The organism is Pararoseomonas baculiformis, from assembly GCF_017813395.1.
GTDB classification, from domain to species: domain Bacteria; phylum Pseudomonadota; class Alphaproteobacteria; order Acetobacterales; family Acetobacteraceae; genus Roseomonas; species Roseomonas baculiformis.
The window spans coordinates 257,775-275,860 of sequence record NZ_JAGIZB010000003.1 but is presented as its reverse complement, the minus strand read 5'-3'; the positions used below and the strand labels follow the sequence as shown (position 1 = coordinate 275,860).

The 18,086-nt window shown below is 70.2% G+C and carries 18 protein-coding genes; 8 read left to right on the top strand and 10 right to left on the bottom strand.

The genetic code is table 11. From position 1 onward, the window contains the following. Window position 1: 1 nt before the first annotated feature. Genes J8J14_RS04800 through phnN form a run of 5 tightly spaced genes read left to right on the top strand, consistent with a single transcriptional unit; the run spans window position 2 to window position 3,966 of the window. The gene (locus J8J14_RS04800) at window positions 2-1,093 is read left to right on the top strand and encodes a carbon-phosphorus lyase complex subunit PhnI (protein ID WP_209378306.1); all 1,092 of its coding nucleotides are present in this window, start codon (window positions 2-4) and stop codon (window positions 1,091-1,093) included. Next, on the top strand, window positions 1,090-1,947 hold the full coding sequence (locus tag J8J14_RS04795) for an alpha-D-ribose 1-methylphosphonate 5-phosphate C-P-lyase PhnJ (protein WP_209378305.1): 858 nt from the start codon (window positions 1,090-1,092) through the stop codon (window positions 1,945-1,947). Before J8J14_RS04800 ends, J8J14_RS04795 begins: the two co-directional genes overlap by 4 nt. Further along, window positions 1,944-2,726 (top strand): phosphonate C-P lyase system protein PhnK, encoded by a 783-nt coding sequence (gene phnK / locus J8J14_RS04790; RefSeq protein ID WP_245215382.1) that lies wholly within the window; start codon window positions 1,944-1,946, stop codon window positions 2,724-2,726. Before J8J14_RS04795 ends, phnK begins: the two co-directional genes overlap by 4 nt. Then, window positions 2,723-3,427: a phosphonate C-P lyase system protein PhnL gene (gene phnL / locus J8J14_RS04785; RefSeq protein WP_209378304.1), complete on the top strand. Its 705-nt coding sequence runs from the start codon at window positions 2,723-2,725 to the stop codon at window positions 3,425-3,427. Before phnK ends, phnL begins: the two co-directional genes overlap by 4 nt. Then, a complete protein-coding gene (phnN, locus tag J8J14_RS04780; protein WP_209378303.1) occupies window positions 3,424-3,966 on the top strand; it encodes a phosphonate metabolism protein/1,5-bisphosphokinase (PRPP-forming) PhnN in 543 nt (180 codons plus the stop codon). The genes phnL and phnN overlap by 4 nt, the downstream gene beginning before the upstream one ends. A gap of 132 nt (window positions 3,967-4,098) precedes the next feature. Here phnN and phnE (J8J14_RS04775) read toward each other — a convergent pair whose 3' ends face one another. From phnE (J8J14_RS04775) to J8J14_RS04730, 10 genes are all read right to left on the bottom strand, one after another. Beyond that, window positions 4,099-4,968: a phosphonate ABC transporter, permease protein PhnE gene (phnE, locus tag J8J14_RS04775; RefSeq protein WP_209378302.1), complete on the bottom strand. Its 870-nt coding sequence runs from the start codon at window positions 4,966-4,968 to the stop codon at window positions 4,099-4,101. Then, a complete protein-coding gene (phnE, locus tag J8J14_RS04770) occupies window positions 4,965-5,855 on the bottom strand; it encodes a phosphonate ABC transporter, permease protein PhnE (RefSeq protein ID WP_209378301.1) in 891 nt (296 codons plus the stop codon). Before phnE (J8J14_RS04770) ends, phnE (J8J14_RS04775) begins: the two co-directional genes overlap by 4 nt. Window positions 5,856-5,928: 73 nt before the next feature. After that, window positions 5,929-6,837: a phosphonate ABC transporter substrate-binding protein gene (gene phnD / locus J8J14_RS04765; RefSeq protein WP_245215380.1), complete on the bottom strand. Its 909-nt coding sequence runs from the start codon at window positions 6,835-6,837 to the stop codon at window positions 5,929-5,931. Window positions 6,838-6,885: 48 nt separating this feature from the next. Next, a complete protein-coding gene (phnC, locus tag J8J14_RS04760) occupies window positions 6,886-7,695 on the bottom strand; it encodes a phosphonate ABC transporter ATP-binding protein (protein ID WP_209378300.1) in 810 nt (269 codons plus the stop codon). A 107-nt stretch (window positions 7,696-7,802) separates the two neighbouring features. Beyond that, window positions 7,803-8,816 (bottom strand): Bug family tripartite tricarboxylate transporter substrate binding protein, encoded by a 1,014-nt coding sequence (locus J8J14_RS04755; protein WP_209378299.1) that lies wholly within the window; start codon window positions 8,814-8,816, stop codon window positions 7,803-7,805. Window positions 8,817-8,951: 135 nt separating this feature from the next. Then, entirely contained in the window at window positions 8,952-10,142 is a 1,191-nt protein-coding gene (gene uxuA, locus J8J14_RS04750) for a mannonate dehydratase (protein WP_209378298.1), read from the bottom strand. Between the two features lie 37 nt (window positions 10,143-10,179). Further along, a complete protein-coding gene (gene eda / locus J8J14_RS04745) occupies window positions 10,180-10,818 on the bottom strand; it encodes a bifunctional 4-hydroxy-2-oxoglutarate aldolase/2-dehydro-3-deoxy-phosphogluconate aldolase (protein ID WP_209378297.1) in 639 nt (212 codons plus the stop codon). Next, entirely contained in the window at window positions 10,815-11,759 is a 945-nt protein-coding gene (locus J8J14_RS04740; protein ID WP_209378296.1) for a sugar kinase, read from the bottom strand. Before J8J14_RS04740 ends, eda begins: the two co-directional genes overlap by 4 nt. A gap of 11 nt (window positions 11,760-11,770) precedes the next feature. Then, complete coding sequence (locus tag J8J14_RS04735; RefSeq protein WP_209378295.1) at window positions 11,771-12,841, bottom strand: LacI family DNA-binding transcriptional regulator; 1,071 nt, start codon at window positions 12,839-12,841, stop codon at window positions 11,771-11,773. Between the two features lie 14 nt (window positions 12,842-12,855). Then, window positions 12,856-14,625, bottom strand: coding sequence for an IlvD/Edd family dehydratase (locus J8J14_RS04730; protein WP_209378294.1), 1,770 nt, complete (start codon window positions 14,623-14,625; stop codon window positions 12,856-12,858). Between the two features lie 261 nt (window positions 14,626-14,886). Between J8J14_RS04730 and J8J14_RS04725 the strand changes: the two genes are divergently transcribed. The 3 genes from J8J14_RS04725 (at window position 14,887) to J8J14_RS04715 (ending at window position 18,081) form a co-directional block, all read left to right on the top strand. After that, window positions 14,887-15,312, top strand: a complete 426-nt coding sequence (locus J8J14_RS04725) for a secondary thiamine-phosphate synthase enzyme YjbQ (protein ID WP_245215378.1) — start codon at window positions 14,887-14,889, stop codon at window positions 15,310-15,312. Window positions 15,313-15,407: 95 nt separating this feature from the next. After that, entirely contained in the window at window positions 15,408-16,001 is a 594-nt protein-coding gene (locus J8J14_RS04720) for a hypothetical protein (RefSeq protein ID WP_209378292.1), read from the top strand. Window positions 16,002-16,122: 121 nt separating this feature from the next. Further along, window positions 16,123-18,081 (top strand): AsmA family protein, encoded by a 1,959-nt coding sequence (locus J8J14_RS04715; RefSeq protein ID WP_209378291.1) that lies wholly within the window; start codon window positions 16,123-16,125, stop codon window positions 18,079-18,081. Window positions 18,082-18,086: the final 5 nt, after the last annotated feature.

Sequence of the window (18,086 nt, the reverse complement as noted above, 5' to 3'; positions counted from 1 at the left end):
GATGTATGTCGCGGTGAAGGGCGGAGAGGCCGCCATTGCAAATGCCCATTCCTGGCTGGCCGAGGAACGGCGCGGCGACCCTTCCGTCCCGGAGCTCAGCACGGGCCAGATCCGGGAGCAGATGACCCTGGCGGTGGACCGCGTGATGGCGGAGGGATCGTGCTACGATCCCGGGCTCGCGGCCCTGGCCATCAAGCAGGCGCGCGGGGACCTGATCGAGGCGATCTTCCTCCTTCGGGCTTACCGCACCACCCTTCCGCGCTTCGGGGCGAGCCTGCCCATCGATACGGGCATGATGCGCGTGCGGCGCCGGGTATCGGCCACTTACAAGGACCTGCCGGGCGGCCAGATCCTGGGCCCGACTTTCGACTACACGCATCGCCTGCTGGATTTCGCCCTGGCGGCGGAGGGCCATGTGCCGTTGCCCGTGCCGGAAACCGACCCGGGCGAGGACACGGCCTGCCCGCGGGTCACGGCCATGCTGGCCGATGAGGGGCTCATGGCGCCGGAGCAACCTTCTGATGCTGAGCCGGGCGACCTGACGCGGACGCCGCTCTCCTATCCCGCCGGCCGTCCGCTGCGCCTCCAGAACCTCGCGCGGGCTGATGAGGGCTTCCTGCTCTCCATGGCCTATTCCACCCAGCGCGGCTACGGCAACAACCATCCCTTCGTCGGGGAGCTGCGGCAGGGCGAAGTGACGGTGGAGATCCTGCCGCCCGAGCTCGGCTTCCCGATCGAGATCGGCGACATCACCGTCACCGAATGCCAGATGGTGAACCAGTTCAACGGCTCCCGTACCGAGCCGCCGCAGTTCACCCGCGGCTACGGGCTGGTGCTTGGCCGGACGGAGCGCCGCGCCATGTCCATGGCGCTGGTGGACCGCGCGCTGCGCGCGGAGGAACTGGGGGAGGAGATCGCGGCCCCCGCGCAGGACGAGGAGTTCGTCCTCTCCCATTCCGACAATGTCGAGGCGACCGGCTTCCTCGAGCATCTGAAGCTGCCGCACTACGTCGATTTCCAGAGCGAGCTGGAGGTGGTGCGCGCCATGCGCGCGGCCGCCGCGCCCGCCGCACTGCGGGAGGCAGCCGAATGACGACCGAGGGTTACAACTTCGCCTATCTGGACGAGGGCACCAAGCGGATGATCCGCCGCGCCCTGCTGAAGGCGGTGGCCGTGCCGGGGCACCAGGTTCCGTTCGGCTCGCGCGAGATGCCGCTGCCCTATGGCTGGGGCACAGGCGGTATCCAGGTGACAGCGAGCGTGGTCGGGCCCGATGACGTGCTGAAGGTCATCGACCAGGGCGCGGATGACACCACCAACGCCGTTTCCATCCGCCGCTTCTTCGCGCGGGTGGCGCCTGGGCTGCGCACCACAGAGCGCACGGCGGAGGCCACCATCATCCAGACCCGCCACCGCATCCCCGAGACGCCGCTGCGCGAGGGGCAGGTGATGGTCTACCAGGTTCCGCAGCCCGAGCCGCTCTTCAAGCTGGAGCCTCGCCGCGCCGAGACGAAGCGGCTGCATGCCCTGGCCGATTACGGGCTGATGCAGGTGAAGCTCTACGAGGACATCGCGCGCCACGGCCGCGTGGGCTCCTCCTATGACCACCCGGTGATGGTCGGCGGGCGCTACCTCATGGCGCCTTCGCCCATCCCCTCCTTCGACAATCCGAAGATGCACCTTTCCCCTGCGCTCCAGCTCTTCGGCGCGGGACGGGAGAGGCGGCTCTATGCGGTGCCGCCCTATACCGAGGTCCGCAGCCTCGACTTCGATGACCATCCCTTCGTACCGCTGCGGGCCAGCGGGAGCTGCGCGCTTTGCGGCGCGGACCACACCTATCTCGATGAGATGGTCACGGATGACCGGGGCGGGCGGCTCTTTGTCTGTTCGGACACGGATTACTGCGGCGAGCGGCAGGAACAGCAAGCGGCGGAGCGGGCGGCATGATGGCGGATGACGAGCCGATCCTCTCGGCGCGCGGATTGTCCCTTTCCTTCGGCGCCGTGCGCGCACTGGACGAGGTTTCGATCGATCTCTGGCCCGGCGAGGTGCTGGCGATCGTGGGGGAGTCGGGCTCCGGCAAGTCCACCCTGCTGCGCGCCCTGGCCGGCGAGATGCGCCCCGATGCGGGCCGGGTGACCTACCGCGACGCCTCCGGCGAGGCGCTGGAGGTGCATGCCATGGGCGAGCCCGCGCTGCGGCGCCTGGCGCGCACCGAATGGGGCTTCGTCCGCCAGGATGCGCGGGACGGGCTCCGCATGGGTGTCTCGGCGGGCGGCAATGTCGGCGAGCGGCTGATGGCCGTCGGCGCGCGGCACTATGGTGACATCAGGACAGAGGCGGAGCGCTGGCTGGAGCGCGTGGAGATCAGCCCGTCCCGCATCGACGACCGCCCCGGCCAGTTCTCCGGCGGCATGCGGCAGCGGCTGCAGATCGCGCGCACCCTCGTGACGCGCCCGCGCCTTGTCTTCATGGATGAGCCGACAGGTGGGCTCGATGTTTCCGTGCAGGCGCGCCTTCTGGATCTGATCCGCGGGCTGGTGAGCGATCTCGGCATCGCCGTGGTGCTCGTCACGCACGACATCGCCGCCGCGCGCCTGCTGGCGCACCGCCTTGTGGTGATGCGCCATGGCCGGGTGGTGGAGGAAGGCCTGACCGACCGGGTGCTGGATGACCCGCGCCATCCATACACGCAACTCCTTGTCTCCTCGGTGCTGGCGGCATGAGCGATTGGGTTCTGAAGGCCGAGGGCCTTTCCAAGGGCTTCACCCTGCATCTGCAGGGTGGGGTCCGCATCCCCGTGCTGCGCGATGCCGGCCTGGTGGTGGCGCCGGGCGAATGTGTGGCGCTGTCCGGTCCCTCCGGCGCGGGCAAGTCCACGCTGATGCGGCTGCTGCAGGGGAATTACGGCGCGGACGAGGGCGCCATCCTCATCTGCCGCGCGGACGGGTCGGTGGCGGATCTCGCCACGGCCAGCCCGCGTGAGGTGAACGGGCTGCGGCGGGACACGATCGGCCATGTGAGCCAGTTCCTCCGCGTCATTCCCCGCGTGCCCGCACTTGAGGTGGTGGCGGCGCCGCTGCTGGCGCGGGGCGTGGCGCGCGAGCTGGCGCTGGCCCGGGCGCAGGCCCTGCTGCGCCGCCTGAACCTGCCGGACCGGCTGCACGCCCTGCCGCCCGCCACCTTCTCGGGCGGGGAGCAGCAGCGGGTGAACCTGGCCCGCGGCTTCGTGGCGGATTTCCCGCTCGTGCTCCTGGACGAGCCGACCGCCAGCCTGGATGCCGCGAACCGCGAGGTGGTGATCGCCCTTATCGGCGAGGCCAAGGCGCGCGGAGCCGCCCTGGTGGGCATCTTCCATGATCTTGATGTGCGGGGGCGCGTGGCCGACCGCGTGGTCGAGGTACTGCCGCTGCGCGAGGCCGCGTGAGCGGCCGCCTTGTCGCCGTCGTCGGGCCCTCCGGCGCCGGCAAGGACACGCTGATGGAGGCGGCCCGCGCCAGGCTGGCCGGAGATCCCCGGTTCACCTTTCTCCGCCGGGTGATCACCCGCCCGGCCGATGCAGGCGGGGAGGACCACCTTGCCGTGAGCGAGGAGGAGTTCGAGGCCCTGCGCGGCGCGGGCGGGCTGGCCCTTTCCTGGGAGGCGCATGGCCTGCGCTACGGCCTGCCCCGGCCCGCGCTGGACGAGGCACTGGCCGAAGGGAAGGTGGCGGTGGCGAACCTCTCCCGCCAGGCGCTTGAGGAAGCGGCCGTCAGCTATCCCTTGCAGGTGGTGGAGATCACGGCCCCGGTCCAGCTCAGGGCCGAGCGCCTTGCCGCACGCGGGCGGGAAACGGTGGAGGATGTTGCCCGCCGCCTCGCGCGGCAGGCGCCGTTCCCGTCCGGGCTGCCGGTTGCGACCGTGCTGAATGATGGGCCGGTCGAGCAGGGGGTGGAGCGGGTGCTTGCGGTGCTGATGGCTGCCTGACGCGCGGTTGCAGGACAGGCAAGATCGCCGGGAAGGCGGGCCCGGCCCGCATTCCCGGCGAAATCACGTCGGCATTACACACCCGCGGCCAGGCCGGGCGGCGCGCGCCCGACAGGGAACCAGGCGGCAGGCTCAGCCTGCGCGGGCACCGGCCAGGGCGGCGCGCAGCCGCCCGGAGATCGTGTCGATCACCGCCACGGTGACGAGGATCAGGAGCACGATAAAGGAGACCACGCCCCATTCGAGGGTGCGGATCATCTCGGACAGCATCAGCCCGATGCCGCCGGCGCCGACGATGCCGATGATGGTGGAGGAGCGCGTGTTGGACTCGAACATGTAGAGCACATGCCCGGCCATCACGGGCAGGACGGCCGGCAGCACACCGAAGCGGATGCCATGGAGCTTGCCGCCGCCCGAGGCTGTGACGCCCTCCACCGCCTTGCGATCCGCTGCCTCGATGGCCTCGGAGTAAAGCTTCCCGAAGGTGCCGATATCGCTGGTCAGGATGGCCAGCACGCCGGCAAAGGGCCCGAGCCCGACGACGCTGACCCAGATCAGCGCCCAGATCAGGGCATCGATCCCGCGGACGCTGTCCAGCACCCGGCGCGAGAGGAACTGCACGAGGCGGTTCACGGAGGTGTTCCACGCAGCGAGAAAGCCGAGCGGGAAGGCCAGCAACGCCGCGCCGAGCGTGCCGAGCAGGGCAATGGCGAGGGTTTCGGACAGGCCACGCAGGATGAGCATCGTGCGCGACCAGGTGCCCGGATCCGGCGGGATCATCAGGCCGAGGAAGTGAACGAGTTGCCCGAAGCCATCCACCAGGCGGGACGGCGAGAACTCCAGCCGCCAGAGGCCGAAGACCAGCAACCCGGTGGAGGCAAGGAAAAGTGCCAGGGCGCGCAGCCGCGCCGGCGGCATGGCCCGGAACTGCTGCGGGTGGCGCGCGGCGATACCGGCCATCTCGGCCACGGCGGCATCGCGAAGCGTGACGGCGCGGTTCATGCGCGGGACTCCAGCGCGCCGATCAGCCGGTGCCGGAGGCGCTCCGTCCCGAGGTCGATCAGCATGACGGTAACGATGATGAGGAGCAGCAGCGCGGCGACGTCATTGTAGTAGAACTTGCGGATCGCCTCGATCAGATCCTGCCCGATCCCGCCCGCGCCGACGAAGCCGAGAACGGAAGCCTGGCGCACATTGATCTCGAAGCGCAGCAGCGCGTAGCTGATGAAGTTCGCCAGCACCTGCGGAAGCACGGCGAAGCGGACCATGGCCGGCCAGGAGGCGCCGGCGGCATTCGCACCCTCCACCGGCTTCATGTCGATGTTCTCGACCACCTCGGAGAAGAGCTTTCCCAGCGCGCCCATGCTGTGGATGGCGATGGCCAGCACGCCCGGAACGGGGCCGAGGCCGAAGGCGATGACGAAGATCAGCGCGAAGACGATATCCGGCACCGTGCGGCAGAATTCCAGGAAGCGCCGCGCGGCGCCGCGCGCCCAGGGATTGGACACCAGATTGGCCGATGCGCAGAAGGCCAGCAGGAAGCCACCCAGCCCTCCCAGCGCGGTGCCGACATAGGCGATGAGCAGCGTGTCCAGGAGCAGCACGCCCCATTTCCGCCAGCCCCAGAACCACTCCGCGGGATCGGCCCAGACCCGCCCCGCGCCGGATTCGAGCATGGTGATACGGTCGAAGTAGCCGAAGAAGGCGCCCGCATGCTCCCAGAGCCGGGGCAGATCGACCTCCGCCACCTGGGCCGCCACGGCAACGAGAAAGGCGATGGTCAGCGCGAGGAGCAGGGCCCGGCGGCGCGGGCCGGCCGAGCTGGCGCGGTAGCCGTGCAGCAGCTCGGCGAGGCGTTCATCCGGAAGGCGGGTAAGGGCGGTGGCCAAGTCACGGCTCCTGGAAATGCAGACGCCGCTCCGGAAAGAGGACCGGAGCGGCGTTCCAGCGCGAAGGGGTGGCTTACGAGCGGCGGCGTAGCCCGTCCACGAAGCGGTTCAGCTCGATGATCGGATTGTATTCGGCGTTGCTGGTCGCCTGCCACGGCGCCTGCTTGCCATCGGTGATGCGCCGGAAGCCCTCGGGATCGCGCTGCGGCATTTCCAGCGTGGCGGTCTGGATGGCGCTGCGCAGATCCTGCGGCAGGCTGTCCAGATAGGCCATCGGGGAGTTCACAATCTGGTCGGACTTGAAGATGATGCGGAAGTCTTCCGCCTTCACCATGCCCTTGCGCGCCATGCGGAGCAGGTTGCTCTCGCTCTCGTCGTTCCACCAGTTGGCGGCCATGTCCACCGTGCCCTGGTTGAGCGCGATCAGCGCGTTCTCATGGCTGCCCGTGTAGACGACCCGGCCGAAGAAGCTCTCGGGCGTGATGCCCATTTTGTTCAGCGCGAAGCGCGGCACGTTGTTGCCCGAGGTGGAGTTCGGGTCCACGAGGCCGAGGTTCTTGCCGCGCAGATCCTCAACCTTCTGATAGGGGCTGCTGGCCTTCACGTAGAAGACGGAGTGGTAGCCCTTGGTGCCGTCCAGGTTCACCTCGATGGCGAAGGCGGTGATGCGGGCGCCGGTCATCAGCGCGCGGGCGAAGGAGGAGGGGCCGTAGGAGGCGATATGGATGTTGCCGGCGCGCTGGCCCTCGATCACCGCCGCATAGTCGTTGGCGATGCGCAGCGTCACCTTGGTGCCCAGCCGCTGGGAGAGATAGTTGGTGAAGGGCGCCCAGCGCTCTGTCACGCCCGAGGCGTTCTCGGCGGGGATGATCGCGAAGACCAGCTCGGGGAACTGGCTCGAGAAATTCGCCTGGGCGCGGGCGACGGAGGGCAGCGCGAGCGCGGCGGTGGCGCCCATCAGGGCGCGACGGTTCAGGATCATGGCAAACCTCTCTGATGCGGAAGCTGTGGCGTGGCGGCTCGGCGGCCGTCAGGCCTGAAAGGCGAAGGGCACCACATGCGGGGCGGCCGGCGGCACGGTCGGCGTGGCATCCACCACCTCGTCGGCCTCAAGCCCGTAGAGCTGGCGGGCGGCATCCGCGTCCAGCGCGTCGGGCGGGCCATCGAAGACCAGGCGCCCGGCCGAGAGCCCGACAAGGCGGTCGCAGTAGCTGCGCGCTATGTCGAGCGCGTGCAGGTTGCAGAGGACGGTGATGCCGAATTCGCGGTTGATGCGCGCCAGCGCGTCCATGACGACCCGGGTGTTGCGCGGATCCAGCGAGGCGATGGGCTCGTCCGCCAGGATCAGATCGGGCTCCTGGACCAGGGCGCGCGCGATCGCCACTCGCTGCTGCTGACCGCCCGAGAGATGCTCGGCGCGCTGGGCAGCGAGTTCGGCGATGTCGAACCGCTCCAGCGCCGCCAGGGCGATGGCACGGTCCTCGGCGGACCAGAGGCGCAGCAGCGAGCGGTGGGCCGGCACCTGGTTCAGCCGCCCGACCAGCACATTGGTGAGCACATCGAGCCGGCCGGACAGGTTGAACTGCTGGAACACCATGGCGCAGCGGGCGCGCCAGTCGCGCAGCTCACGCCCGCGGAGGGCGGTGACGTCGCGCCCGTCCCACAGGATGCGCCCCGCCGTGGGATCGGCCAGCCGGTTCACCATGCGGAGCAGGGTGGACTTGCCGGCGCCGGAACGCCCGATGACCCCGACGAAGCTTCCGCGAGGAATCTCGAGGCAGACATCGTCCACCGCGATCCGCTCGCCGAAGCGCCGGGTCAGTCCTTCGATGATCAACATGAGGGCGGGGCTTAGTGAGCGCCGCTGACCGCCGCGTGACAGGCGTTTGAAGGATTGATGACGATGCGAGGGTTGCCCCGGCGGAGGCCGCCGGGGCAAGGCAGGGTTCAGCCGTCCGCGCGGATGTTGTTCGCGCGCACCACTTCGCCCCAGCGCGCATGGTCCGTGCGCAGCAGGTTCGCCAGTTCCTCGGCGGTCCCGCCGCCGGGCTCATCGCCCTGGCTGGTGATCCGCTCGCGCACGGTCTGGTCGCCCACCGCCTGGTTCAGGGCCGTGTTGAGCCGCTGGACGATCTCCTGCGGCATGCCGGGCGGGCCGAAGAGGCCGATCCAGGCCGTGATGACGAAGTCCGGCAGCCCCGCCTCGGCAGCGGTGGGGATGTCGGGGAAGGCCGGGATGCGGGCCGGCCCGGTCTGCAGCATCGGGCGCAGCTGGTTCGAGCGGATGAAGGGCGCCATCACCGAGGAAGCGTCGAACATGGCGCTGAAGCGGTTCACGATGAAGTCCTGCAGGGCCGGGCCGCTGCCGCGATAGGGCACATGCTCCATCGGCGGGTTGCCGACGCGGTTCTTGAACAGCTCCATCGCCACATGGGTGAGGCTGCCCGCGCTGCCCGAGCCGTAGTTGATCCCGTTGCCGCCGTTCTGCTGGCGGGCCCAGGTGGCGAGCTCCGCCGGGTTTTTCGCCGGAACCGAGGGATGGGTGCAGAGGATGAGGGCGGATTTGAGCATCATGCCCACTGCGGTCAGCCGCAGCGGGTCGATGGTCATGCCCTGGAAGGTATGCGGGTTGATGGTCAGCGGGTTGGCGTTGCCGACCAGCAGCGTATAGCCATCCGGCCGGGCGCGCAGCACGGCATCCGTGCCGAGATTGCCGCCGGCACCGCCGCGATTATCGATCACCACGCTCTGCCCGAGCGCGGCTGCGAGGCCCTGCTGCAGAATGCGGGCCGCGAAGTCGGTCTGGCCGCCCGGCGGGAAGCCGACCACCAGCGTCACCGGGCGGTTGGGATAGGCACCCTGGGCCCGCGAGACGGAGGGTGAGGCGAGGCCGATGCCTGCTGCGCCCGCCAGCGCCCCTCGGCGCGATAATGGCCTGTCCAGAATCTGCTTGAAGCTCATCGTCCGTCCTCCCTCCTGGGTTTCCTCATCCGATCCCCGGCGGCGGCCTCTGCAGCCATCCTTTCCCGCGGGAACCGGTCCTCTCCCCTGGCCCGCCGGCGCTTGGCCGCCGCCTGGCCAGAATCTGTCCGCGCCCTAGTGGACGCGCCCTGCCCGGAAAGCCTCCACCGCGCGGATCACGCCGCGCAGCTCGGCCAGGCCTTTCAGCCGCCCGATGCAAGAATAGCCGGGGTTCACGCGCTTCCCGATGTCGTCCACCAGCAGGTGGCCGTGATCGGGCCGCATCGGGATCTCCGCATCCACCCGCCCCTCCGCACGGCGGCGCTCCTCCTCGCGCAATAGCGCGGACACCACGGCCACCATGTCCGTATGCCCATCCAGGTGATCCGCCTCATGGAAGGAACCGTCGGGCTCGATGGTGACGTTCCGGAGATGGGCGAAGTGGATGCGTGGCCCGAACTCCTCCGCCATGGCGGGCAGGTCATTGGCCGGATTGCTCCCGAAGGCGCCGGTGCAGAGGGTGAGCCCGTTGGCGCGATCGGGGATGGCCTGCAGCAGCGCGCGCGCATCGGCGGCGGTGGACATGACCCGCGGCAGGCCGAAGATCGGAAAGGCCGGGTCGTCCGGGTGGATGCAGAGCCGCGCCCCTTCCTCGGCGGCCACGGGCGTGATCTCGCGCAGGAACTCGAACAGGTTGGCTCGCATGCCATCCGTGCCGACATCGCGGTAGATGTCCAGCATGCGCTGGAAACCCGCGCGGTCATAGACGAATTCCCGGGCGGGCAGCCAGTCGATCAGCACGCGCTCCAGCGCCGCGACATCGCTCTCGGACATGGCACGGAAGCGCGCCTCGGCGGCGGCGCGGCGCTCGGGCGGGTGATCGGCCTCCGCCCCCGGACGGCGCAGGACGAAAAGGTCATAGGCCGCGAGGGCCGGCCAGTCGAAGCGCAGCGCGTAGCCGCCGCTGGGCACGCGCCAGGCCAGGTCGGTGCGCGTCCAGTCGGTCACCGCCATGAAGTTGTAGCAGATGGTCCGCACCCCCGCCCGCGCGACGGCGCGGATGGAGTCCTTGTAGGCCTCGATCAGGGTGCGGAAGTCGCCGGTGCGGGTCTTGATGTCCTCGGCCACGGCGATGCTCTCCACCACGGCCCAGCGCAGCCCGGCGGCCTCGATCTCGGCCTTGCGGCGGAGCACCTCCTCCTCGGGCCAGGCGCGGCCCTGGTTCAGGTGGTGCAGGGCGGAAACCACGCCGGCGGCGCCGGTTTGCCGCACGTGGCCGAGCGTCACGGGATCATCGGGGCCGAACCAGCGCCAGCTTTCCAGCATCAGTTGATCCTTCCTGGCGGGAGATCGCGAAGCCGGGTCACGCGCCCAGCGCGTCCATGGCGCGGCGGGCGCGGCCCTCGATCGCGGTCCAGTTCCCTGCCTTCAGTTCGGTCGCGGGCACGAGCCAAGAACCACCCACCGCGACGACATTGGGCAGGGCGAGGTAATCCCCGAGCTCCTTTTCCCCGATGCCGCCGGTCGGGCAGAAGCGCGCCTCGGGGAAGGGGGCGCCAAGGGCCCGGATGGCGCCGATCCCGCCGAGCTGCGCCGCGGGGAAGAGCTTCACCGTGGAGAAGCCCCGCGCCATGGCGGCCATCAGCTCTGAGGCCGTGGCGATGCCAGGCACGAAGGGAATGCCCGCCTCCGCCGCCGCGTCCAGCAGTTCCGGGGTTGCACCGGGGGAGAAGGCGAAGGTTGCGCCCAGCCGCAGGGCCAGATCCAGGTCGCGCCGCGTCACCACGGTGCCCAGCCCCACGATGGCGTCCGGCACCTCGGCCATGATGGCCTCGGCGGCCCTCGCACCTGCCTCGGTGCGCAGGGTCACCTCCAGCATCCGCACGCCGCCCGCCACCAGCGCGCGGGCGAGCGGCACGGCCTGGGCCGCATCCTCGATGGTCAGCACCGGGACGAGCCGCGCGGCGCGCAGCATCTCGGCGGGGGAAGCTGGGGCGTTCATCGGGGCTCCGGGGCTGCAGGGGAGGGGAGTATCCCCTCGGGCATGGCATCGCGCGGGATGATCGCGCCGGGATGGCGGATCACGCTTCCCGCCAGGCGATGGCCGGCGAGGATGGCGGCCTCTGGCGCGGCCCCGGCGAGGCGGGCGGCGAGATAGGCGGCCGCGAAGCTGTCCCCGGCCGCCGTGGTGTCCACGGGGGTGACCGGCTCGGGCACGGGCACCAGCGTCTCGTTTGTGGCCGAGACCGCGATGGCGCCGGGCTCGGCCAGCTTCACCACGGCTTCCGCGACGCCGGCATCGCGCAGCCGCTGGATGATCGCTTCCGGCGCGGCGTCGCCGTCCAGGAGCGCGAAATCCTCCACGCCGGCCAGCACGACGTGGCTGAGCGAGATCATGCGCGCATACGCGGCCTGTGCCTCGCCACGGTCCGGCCAGCCACGGGGGCGGAAGTTGCTGTCGAACACCAGCCTTCCGCCGGCCGAGCGCACGCGCTCCAGCGTCCCGAAAAGCCTCTCCCGCGCGTCGCCGCGGAAGAGGGAAAGGGTGATGCCGGAGAGATAAAGCAGGTCGGCGGCGGCCAGCCCCGCCTCGATCCGCAGCCGTTCGGGTATTTCGAAGAGGCGCCGGACGGGCGCGGTGTCGCGCCAGTAGGAGAAGCGGCGCTCGCCCTTGTCGTCGGTCTGGATCAGATAGAGCCCGGGCACCGCGCCCGGCACGCGCGCGACGAGCGCGGTGCCGACCCCTTCCTCCTCCCAGGCCCGGATCATCGCCTCGCTATGCGGGTCGTCGCCGAGGGCGGTCACGTAGTCCACCGCCACGCCGAGGCGGGCGAGATAGACGGCGGTGTTGAGGGTGTCGCCGCCGAACCCGCGGGAGAGAAGCCCGTCCGGACGCTCCCGCAGCTCGATCATGCATTCGCCCAGGCAGGCGAGGCGCGGCATGGCATCTCCGGTTATGGCAGGGCGGCCTGGATGGGGCGCGCCGGCGCCTGGGCCCGCGGACCGCCGCAGGTGGCACGCACGACCAGGCGGGCAGGGAGGATGATGCGTTCACGCGCCCGGTCCGGTTCGGCGATGCGGCGCAGGAGCAAGCGGGCGGATTCCTCGCCGACCAGGCGCGGCAGCGTTGCCACGGTGGTCAGGGGCGGCTCGGTCAGGGCGGCGTCGGGCAGGTCGTCCACCCCGGTTACGGCCATGTCCCGCCCGGCCCGCAGGCCACGCCGCTCCAGGCCGAGCATGACACCGAAGGCGACGATATCGTTGAAGCAGACCGCCGCGCTGGGCGGATCCGGCGTGTCCAGGAGTGCGCCGACCGCCTCTGCCCCCGCGAGGCGGGTGAGCGGGGTGCGAAGGACGAGGCCGTCATCCAGCCCGTTCCGCCGCATGGCGCGGCTGAAGCCGGTCCATCGCTCGCGCGTGGCGGAGTGCAGGAGCTGGCCGCCGATGAAGGCGATACGCCGGTGGCCGAGCCGGATGAGATGCTCGACCGCCTGCTCGATCCCGAACTGGTAGTCGGCGCCGGCATAGTCGCCCTCCTCCCCGCCCGGCCTGGGGGAGACGAAGCGCAGGGCCTGCACGCAGGGCAGGCGCCATTCCCGCAGGCGGGCGATCACCTCCGGCGTCGTGCCCGTGGCGGGGCAGAGCACCACGCCATCCACGCCCTGTTCCCGCATGCGGCGGAGAAAGCGTTCCTGCCGGTCCAGCGACTCCCCCGTGCTGACGAGGAAGCTCACATAGCCCTCGGCCTCCATCACCCGTTCCACCCCGATCGCCATCTCGGCGAAGAAGGGATTGCTGAGATCGGTGACGAGCAGGCCGATGGTCTGGGTGCGCCGCGCGCGGAGCGTGGCGGCGCCGCGGTTATAGACATAGCCCAGCGCGTCCACCGCCGCCTGCACGCGTTCCCGCGTCTCGGCGGCCACGAGCGGGCTGTCGCGCAGGACGAGGGAGACGGTGGCACGCGAAACTCCGGCCCGTGCCGCCACGTCATTCAGCGTCAGGCGATTGGGGGATGGCGGGCGCATGGCGGCGGGCTGGTTCAGTGCGAATGCCGGGGAAGGCCCGCGACATGGACCACATCTTGATAGCCGGTCGCGAAGTCGAGGCAGGACCCGTCCGAGAGCTGCCCCACGCGCTCCCGGTAGAGCTGCTGCCAGGGGGTCTGGTTGCTCGGGACGAAGGGCCGCAGCGCGTCCCGCCGGGCCTGCATTTCCTCATCCGGCAGCAGCACGTCCACGCGCCGCTGGCGCAGGTCGAAGCGCACGCGGTCCCCGGTGCGGAGCAGGGCCAGGCCACCGCCCACCGCCGCTTCGGGCGAGGCGTTCAGGATGGAGGGGCTGGCCGATGTGCCGCTCTGCCGCCCGTCGCCGATGCAGGGCAGGGCCGTCACGCCCTTGCGGATCAGCGCGTCAGGCGGCTGCATGTTCACCACCTCCGCCGAGCCGGGATAGCCGACCGGTCCGCAGTTGCGCATGAAGAGGATGCAGTTCTCGTCGATCTCCAGCGCCGGGTCGTTGATCCGGGCGTGGTAGTCTTCCGGCCCCTCGAAAACGATCGCGCGCCCCTCGAAGGCATCGGGATCATCCGGGTTGGAGAGATAGCGCGCGTGGAACTCCTTCGAGATCACGCTCGTCTTCATGATACCCGTGTCGAAGAGGTTGCCGCGCAGCACGAGCATTCCCGCCTCGGGCATGAGCGGCGCCGAGAAGGGGCGTATCACGTCGCGATCCTCGGCCGCGATGCCCGCCAGGACCTGTGCGACGGGACGGCCGGTCACCCCCACGGGTTCGCCATGCAGCACGCCGGCATCGAGCAGTTCGCGCATCACGGCGGGCACGCCGCCCGCGCGGTGGAAGGCCTCGCCCAGATAGGCGCCGGCCGGCTGGCAATTCACCAGGAGCGGGAGCGCGTGGCCGACGCGCTGCCAGTCATCAAGGCTCAGCTCCACGCCGGTATGGCGCGCGATGGCGATGAGATGCGGCGGGCAGTTGGTCGAGGCACCCAGGGCGGAGGCCACCATGATGGCGTTCTCGAAGGCAGGCTTGGTCATCACCTTGCGCGGGGTCAGGTCCTCGCGGACCATCTCCACGATGCGGCGGCCGGTGTCATAGGCCATCTGCCCGCGCTCGCGGTAAGGCGCGGGAATCGAGGCGCAGCCCGGCAGGCTCATGCCCAGCGCCTCCGCCAGGCAGTTCATCGAGAGCGCCGTGCCCATCGTGTTGCAGTGCCCAACGCTCGGCGCGGAGGCCGCTGCGATGCGCATGAACTCCTCGTAGCCGATCTCCCCGGCGGCGAGGCGGCGGCGCGATTCCCAGATGATCGTCCCGCTGCCGGCAAGGCGGCCCTTGTAGTGTCCATCGAGCATGGGCCCGCCCGAGAGGACGATCGCCGGCATGTTCACCGTGGCCGCGCCCATCAGCAGGGCAGGGGTGGTCTTGTCGCAGCCGGTGGTGAGGACCACGCCATCGAGCGGGTAGCCGTAGAGCACCTCCACAAGCGAGAGATAGGCAAGGTTCCGGTCCAGCGCCGCAGTCGGCCGCTTGCCCGTCTCCTGAATCGGGTGGCATGGAAATTCCAGCGGGATGCCGCCCGCATCGCGGATGCCGGCCCTTGTCCGCTCCGCAAGCGCGAGGTGATGGCGGTTGCAGGGCGCGAGGTCGCTGCCGGTCTGCGCGATGCCGATGATCGGCTTGCCCGATTGCAGCTCCGCGCGGGTCAGCCCGAAGTTCAGGTAGCGCTCCAGATAGAGCGCCGTCATGTCCGGGTCCTCCGGATCATCGAACCAGGACTGGCTGCGCAGCTTGGCCATGAACGCCTTCGCTCCTCCTGGACGGGACGGTGCCGCCCGGTCGCTCCCGTCATTGGAACGATCCAATAGGTCTGCTGTAAGGCGGCATTCGTGGCCACGTCAACTGCCGTCCGAGCAAGGCTGCACAGAACCGTAGAACACCCAAATGATGCTGCACTGCGGCAGGGCGCGGGGGGCTGCCGCCGGCCGCGACCTGCAGCGCCTCGGCCGCCTTCGCGTTAGACCTATCCAAAACACAGTAGGTCAGACGGGAACATGGCGTTGCAGCAGCGCACGGGGGAATTGGTCATCGGCACCCGCGGCCGCGGGCTTGTCGATATCACGCGGCCCCTCCGCGAATGGCTCGCGGAGCAGGGCATTTCCACCGGGCTCCTCACCATCTGGTGCCAGCACACCTCGGCATCGCTTATCGTCCAGGAGAACGCTTCTCCGGAGGTGCGGACCGACCTGGAGACCTTCCTGGCGCGGCTCGTCCCGGATGGCGGCCGTGAGCGCTACCGCCACCATGAGGAAGGCGAGGACGACATGCCCGCCCATATCCGCGCGGTGCTCACTTCCGTGCAGCTTTCTATCCCTGTGCTCGACGGGAGCCTGGCACTGGGTACCTGGCAGGCCGTCTATCTCTACGAGCACCGCCTGCGGGCGCACAGGCGCCGGCTCCTCCTGCACCTGCTTGGAGACGGATGACCGAATTTCCGGTGAGGTGTTGCGCCCCTGCGGCTTTCGGCCGGATGGCATCGGCGATATGCGTGCGGTCCCCACGGCTGAAAGAGGCAGGCTGCATGATCCGGGCTGGTGCGTTCGGGGCGTCCTTGCTGCTGGCGATCCTGGCCATGCCCGCGGGGGCGGCTGAGACCTGCAGCAGTTCCACGCTCGTCTCGCCGGATTATTCGGTCGCGCGCTGGTGCGGCGTCCCGCCTGGGGCTGGTACGCTTCGGATGATACGCCGCGGCGGCAGCAGCGATGAGTTCCGCAACGTGCCGCTCGATACCTATCGCGAGGTCATCCGCACGCCGAACGTGACTCGCTACGTGGCCCAGGAGATCCAGCCGAACTTCCAGCGCGCCGCGGGGCTGGCCGCGCCGCCGCGCCCGAGCCCGGCCGTGCTGCTCACCCCCACCCCGGCCGCCGCTGCGCCGCATCCCCGGCCGGTGCGCCAGAACACGACACCGGCGCGCCCGGTGGCGGCAGCCGCCATGCCGGCCAGCGCGGCGCGGGCACGCGCCGCTGCCGCCCGACCGGCGCGTGCCGAGCCCCGGCTGCTGCGGCCCGCCGGAACGACCGGCGCTGAACGTCCCGCCGCATCGCCCCGCGCGCATCCCGCCGCGCATCAGCCCGCCGGCCGGACCCGTCCCCCTACGGCTCGTCGCTCCTAGAGTGGGAGCATCGGGCCGGTCACGGACCACCCGCCCCGGATCAAGCCCGCTCCCGGGTCACTGAACCCTGGCGCCTCTCGCGCATTACAGCCAAGGAACGTAACAAGGGCGGAGTAGCGCCATGGCTGCGCGCCGGATACCGCGCTGGGCAATCTGGACGGGCCTGCCCCTGGCGGCGATCGGCCTTCTCATCGCCCTCTGGTCCTGGGACTGGTTCATCCCCCTGGCGGAAAGCAGGGCCTCCGCCGCGCTGGGGCGGCCGGTCAGCATCGAGCACCTGCATGTGCGCCTGGGGCGGGTGACGGAAATCAGTGCCGATGGCGTTCGCATCGCCAACCCCGAAGGCTTCGAGCAAGACCCTCCCTTCGCGCGGGCCGAGCGCCTGACGGCGCGGCTTGATGTCATGGCCTACTGGCACGATCGCGCCGTGGTCATCCCGGCCATCGAGGTCACGCGGCCCGTGGTCGAGGCGATCGCCCGGGAGGATGGCCGGACCAATTATACCTTCGACCTCGGGCAGCCCGCTGGCGAGGGAGCCGAGCCGCCGCCATCCAGCGCCGCCCCGCGGATCGGGCTTCTCCGCATCGTGGAAGGGCAGGCCCATGTGGTGGACCCGCGGCTGAAAGCCGATTTCAACCTCGCCGTCGCCACGCGAGACGAAGAAGGGGCGGAGCCTCGCATCGCCGTGGAGGCGCGCGGCACCTATGCCGGCCAGCCCATTTCCGGCACCGCCCTGGGCGGCGCGATCCTTGCCTTGCGGGAGGAGGGGAAGCCCTGGCCGATCGAGATGCAGATCGCCAACGGCCCCACACGGGCCTCGCTGCGCGGCACGCTGCAGAATCCGCTTGAGCTCCAGGGCGCTGATGTGAGGCTGGACCTCTCCGGGCCCGATATGGGCCTGCTCCAGCCGCTCACCGGCGTTCCCGTGCCGAAAACTCCTGCCTATGAGATTGGCGGGCAGCTCGACTATGTCGCCGGCCGCGTGCGCTTTCGCGACTTCGAGGGCCGGATGGGCCGCAGCGATCTCTCCGGCACCATCGCCGTCACCACGGGCGGGGAAAAGCCAGAGGTGGAGGCGGAGCTGCGCTCCCGCCGGGTGGACCTGGCCGATCTTGGCGGCTTCATCGGCGAGGAACCGGGCCGCGCCTCCACGCCCGGCCAAAGCCCGCAGCAGCGCCGCGAGCAGGCGCGGAACCAGGCGCGCTCCCGCGTTCTGCCGGACGATCCCATCAATTTCCCGAAGCTGGAGGCCGCGAATGTCAGCCTGAACTACCAGGCGGACAGTATCGTTGGCCGCAACATGCCGTTCGACAACATGCGCGCCGTGATGGAGGTGAAGGAAGGCGCGGTCACGCTCCGCCCGCTGGCGCTCGGCGTCGGCTCCGGAAAGATCGAAGGTAACATCGTCCTCACCCCGCGCGAGGAGGAGCGGCTGCATGCCCGCGCCGACCTCCGCCTCCAGCGGCTGGACCTCTCGCGCCTCATGCAGGCCACCAACACCTTCGAGGGCGCGGGCCGCATCAACGGACGCGCGCGCATAGAGGGCACCGGCAAATCCTTCGCTGATATCCTGGGCAGCGGGACGGGCGATCTCACACTCGGCATGTCCGGCGGCAATCTTTCAGCCCTGCTGGTTGATCTGTCCGGGCTTCGCCTGGGCAACGCCCTGCTCTCCGCCCTTGGTGTTCCCGGCCGCACGACAGTGCAGTGCTTCGTCGGCAGCGTGGCGCTGCAGCGCGGCGTGGCGCAGCTGCGCACGGTCATCCTGGACACGGAGGACGTGATCATCAACGCGACCGGCAATGTGAACCTTGCGAGGGAGCGCCTCGAAATTCGGCTTCGCAGTGAGTCCAAGAGCTTCACCATTGGCGCCGTGCCCACTTCCATTCTGGTGGACGGCAGCTTCCGCAACCCCGATGTGGGGCCGGAAATGGGCGAGCTGGCCGCGCGGGGTGGCATCATTGGCGGCCTGGCGGCCCTGGTGGCCCCGGTTGCCGGGCTGCTGCCCACCATCCAGTTCGGCACGGGCGAGGACGGCCGGTGCGAGGCGCTGATCGGTCGGGGCCGGGCCCGGCGCTGAGGCGA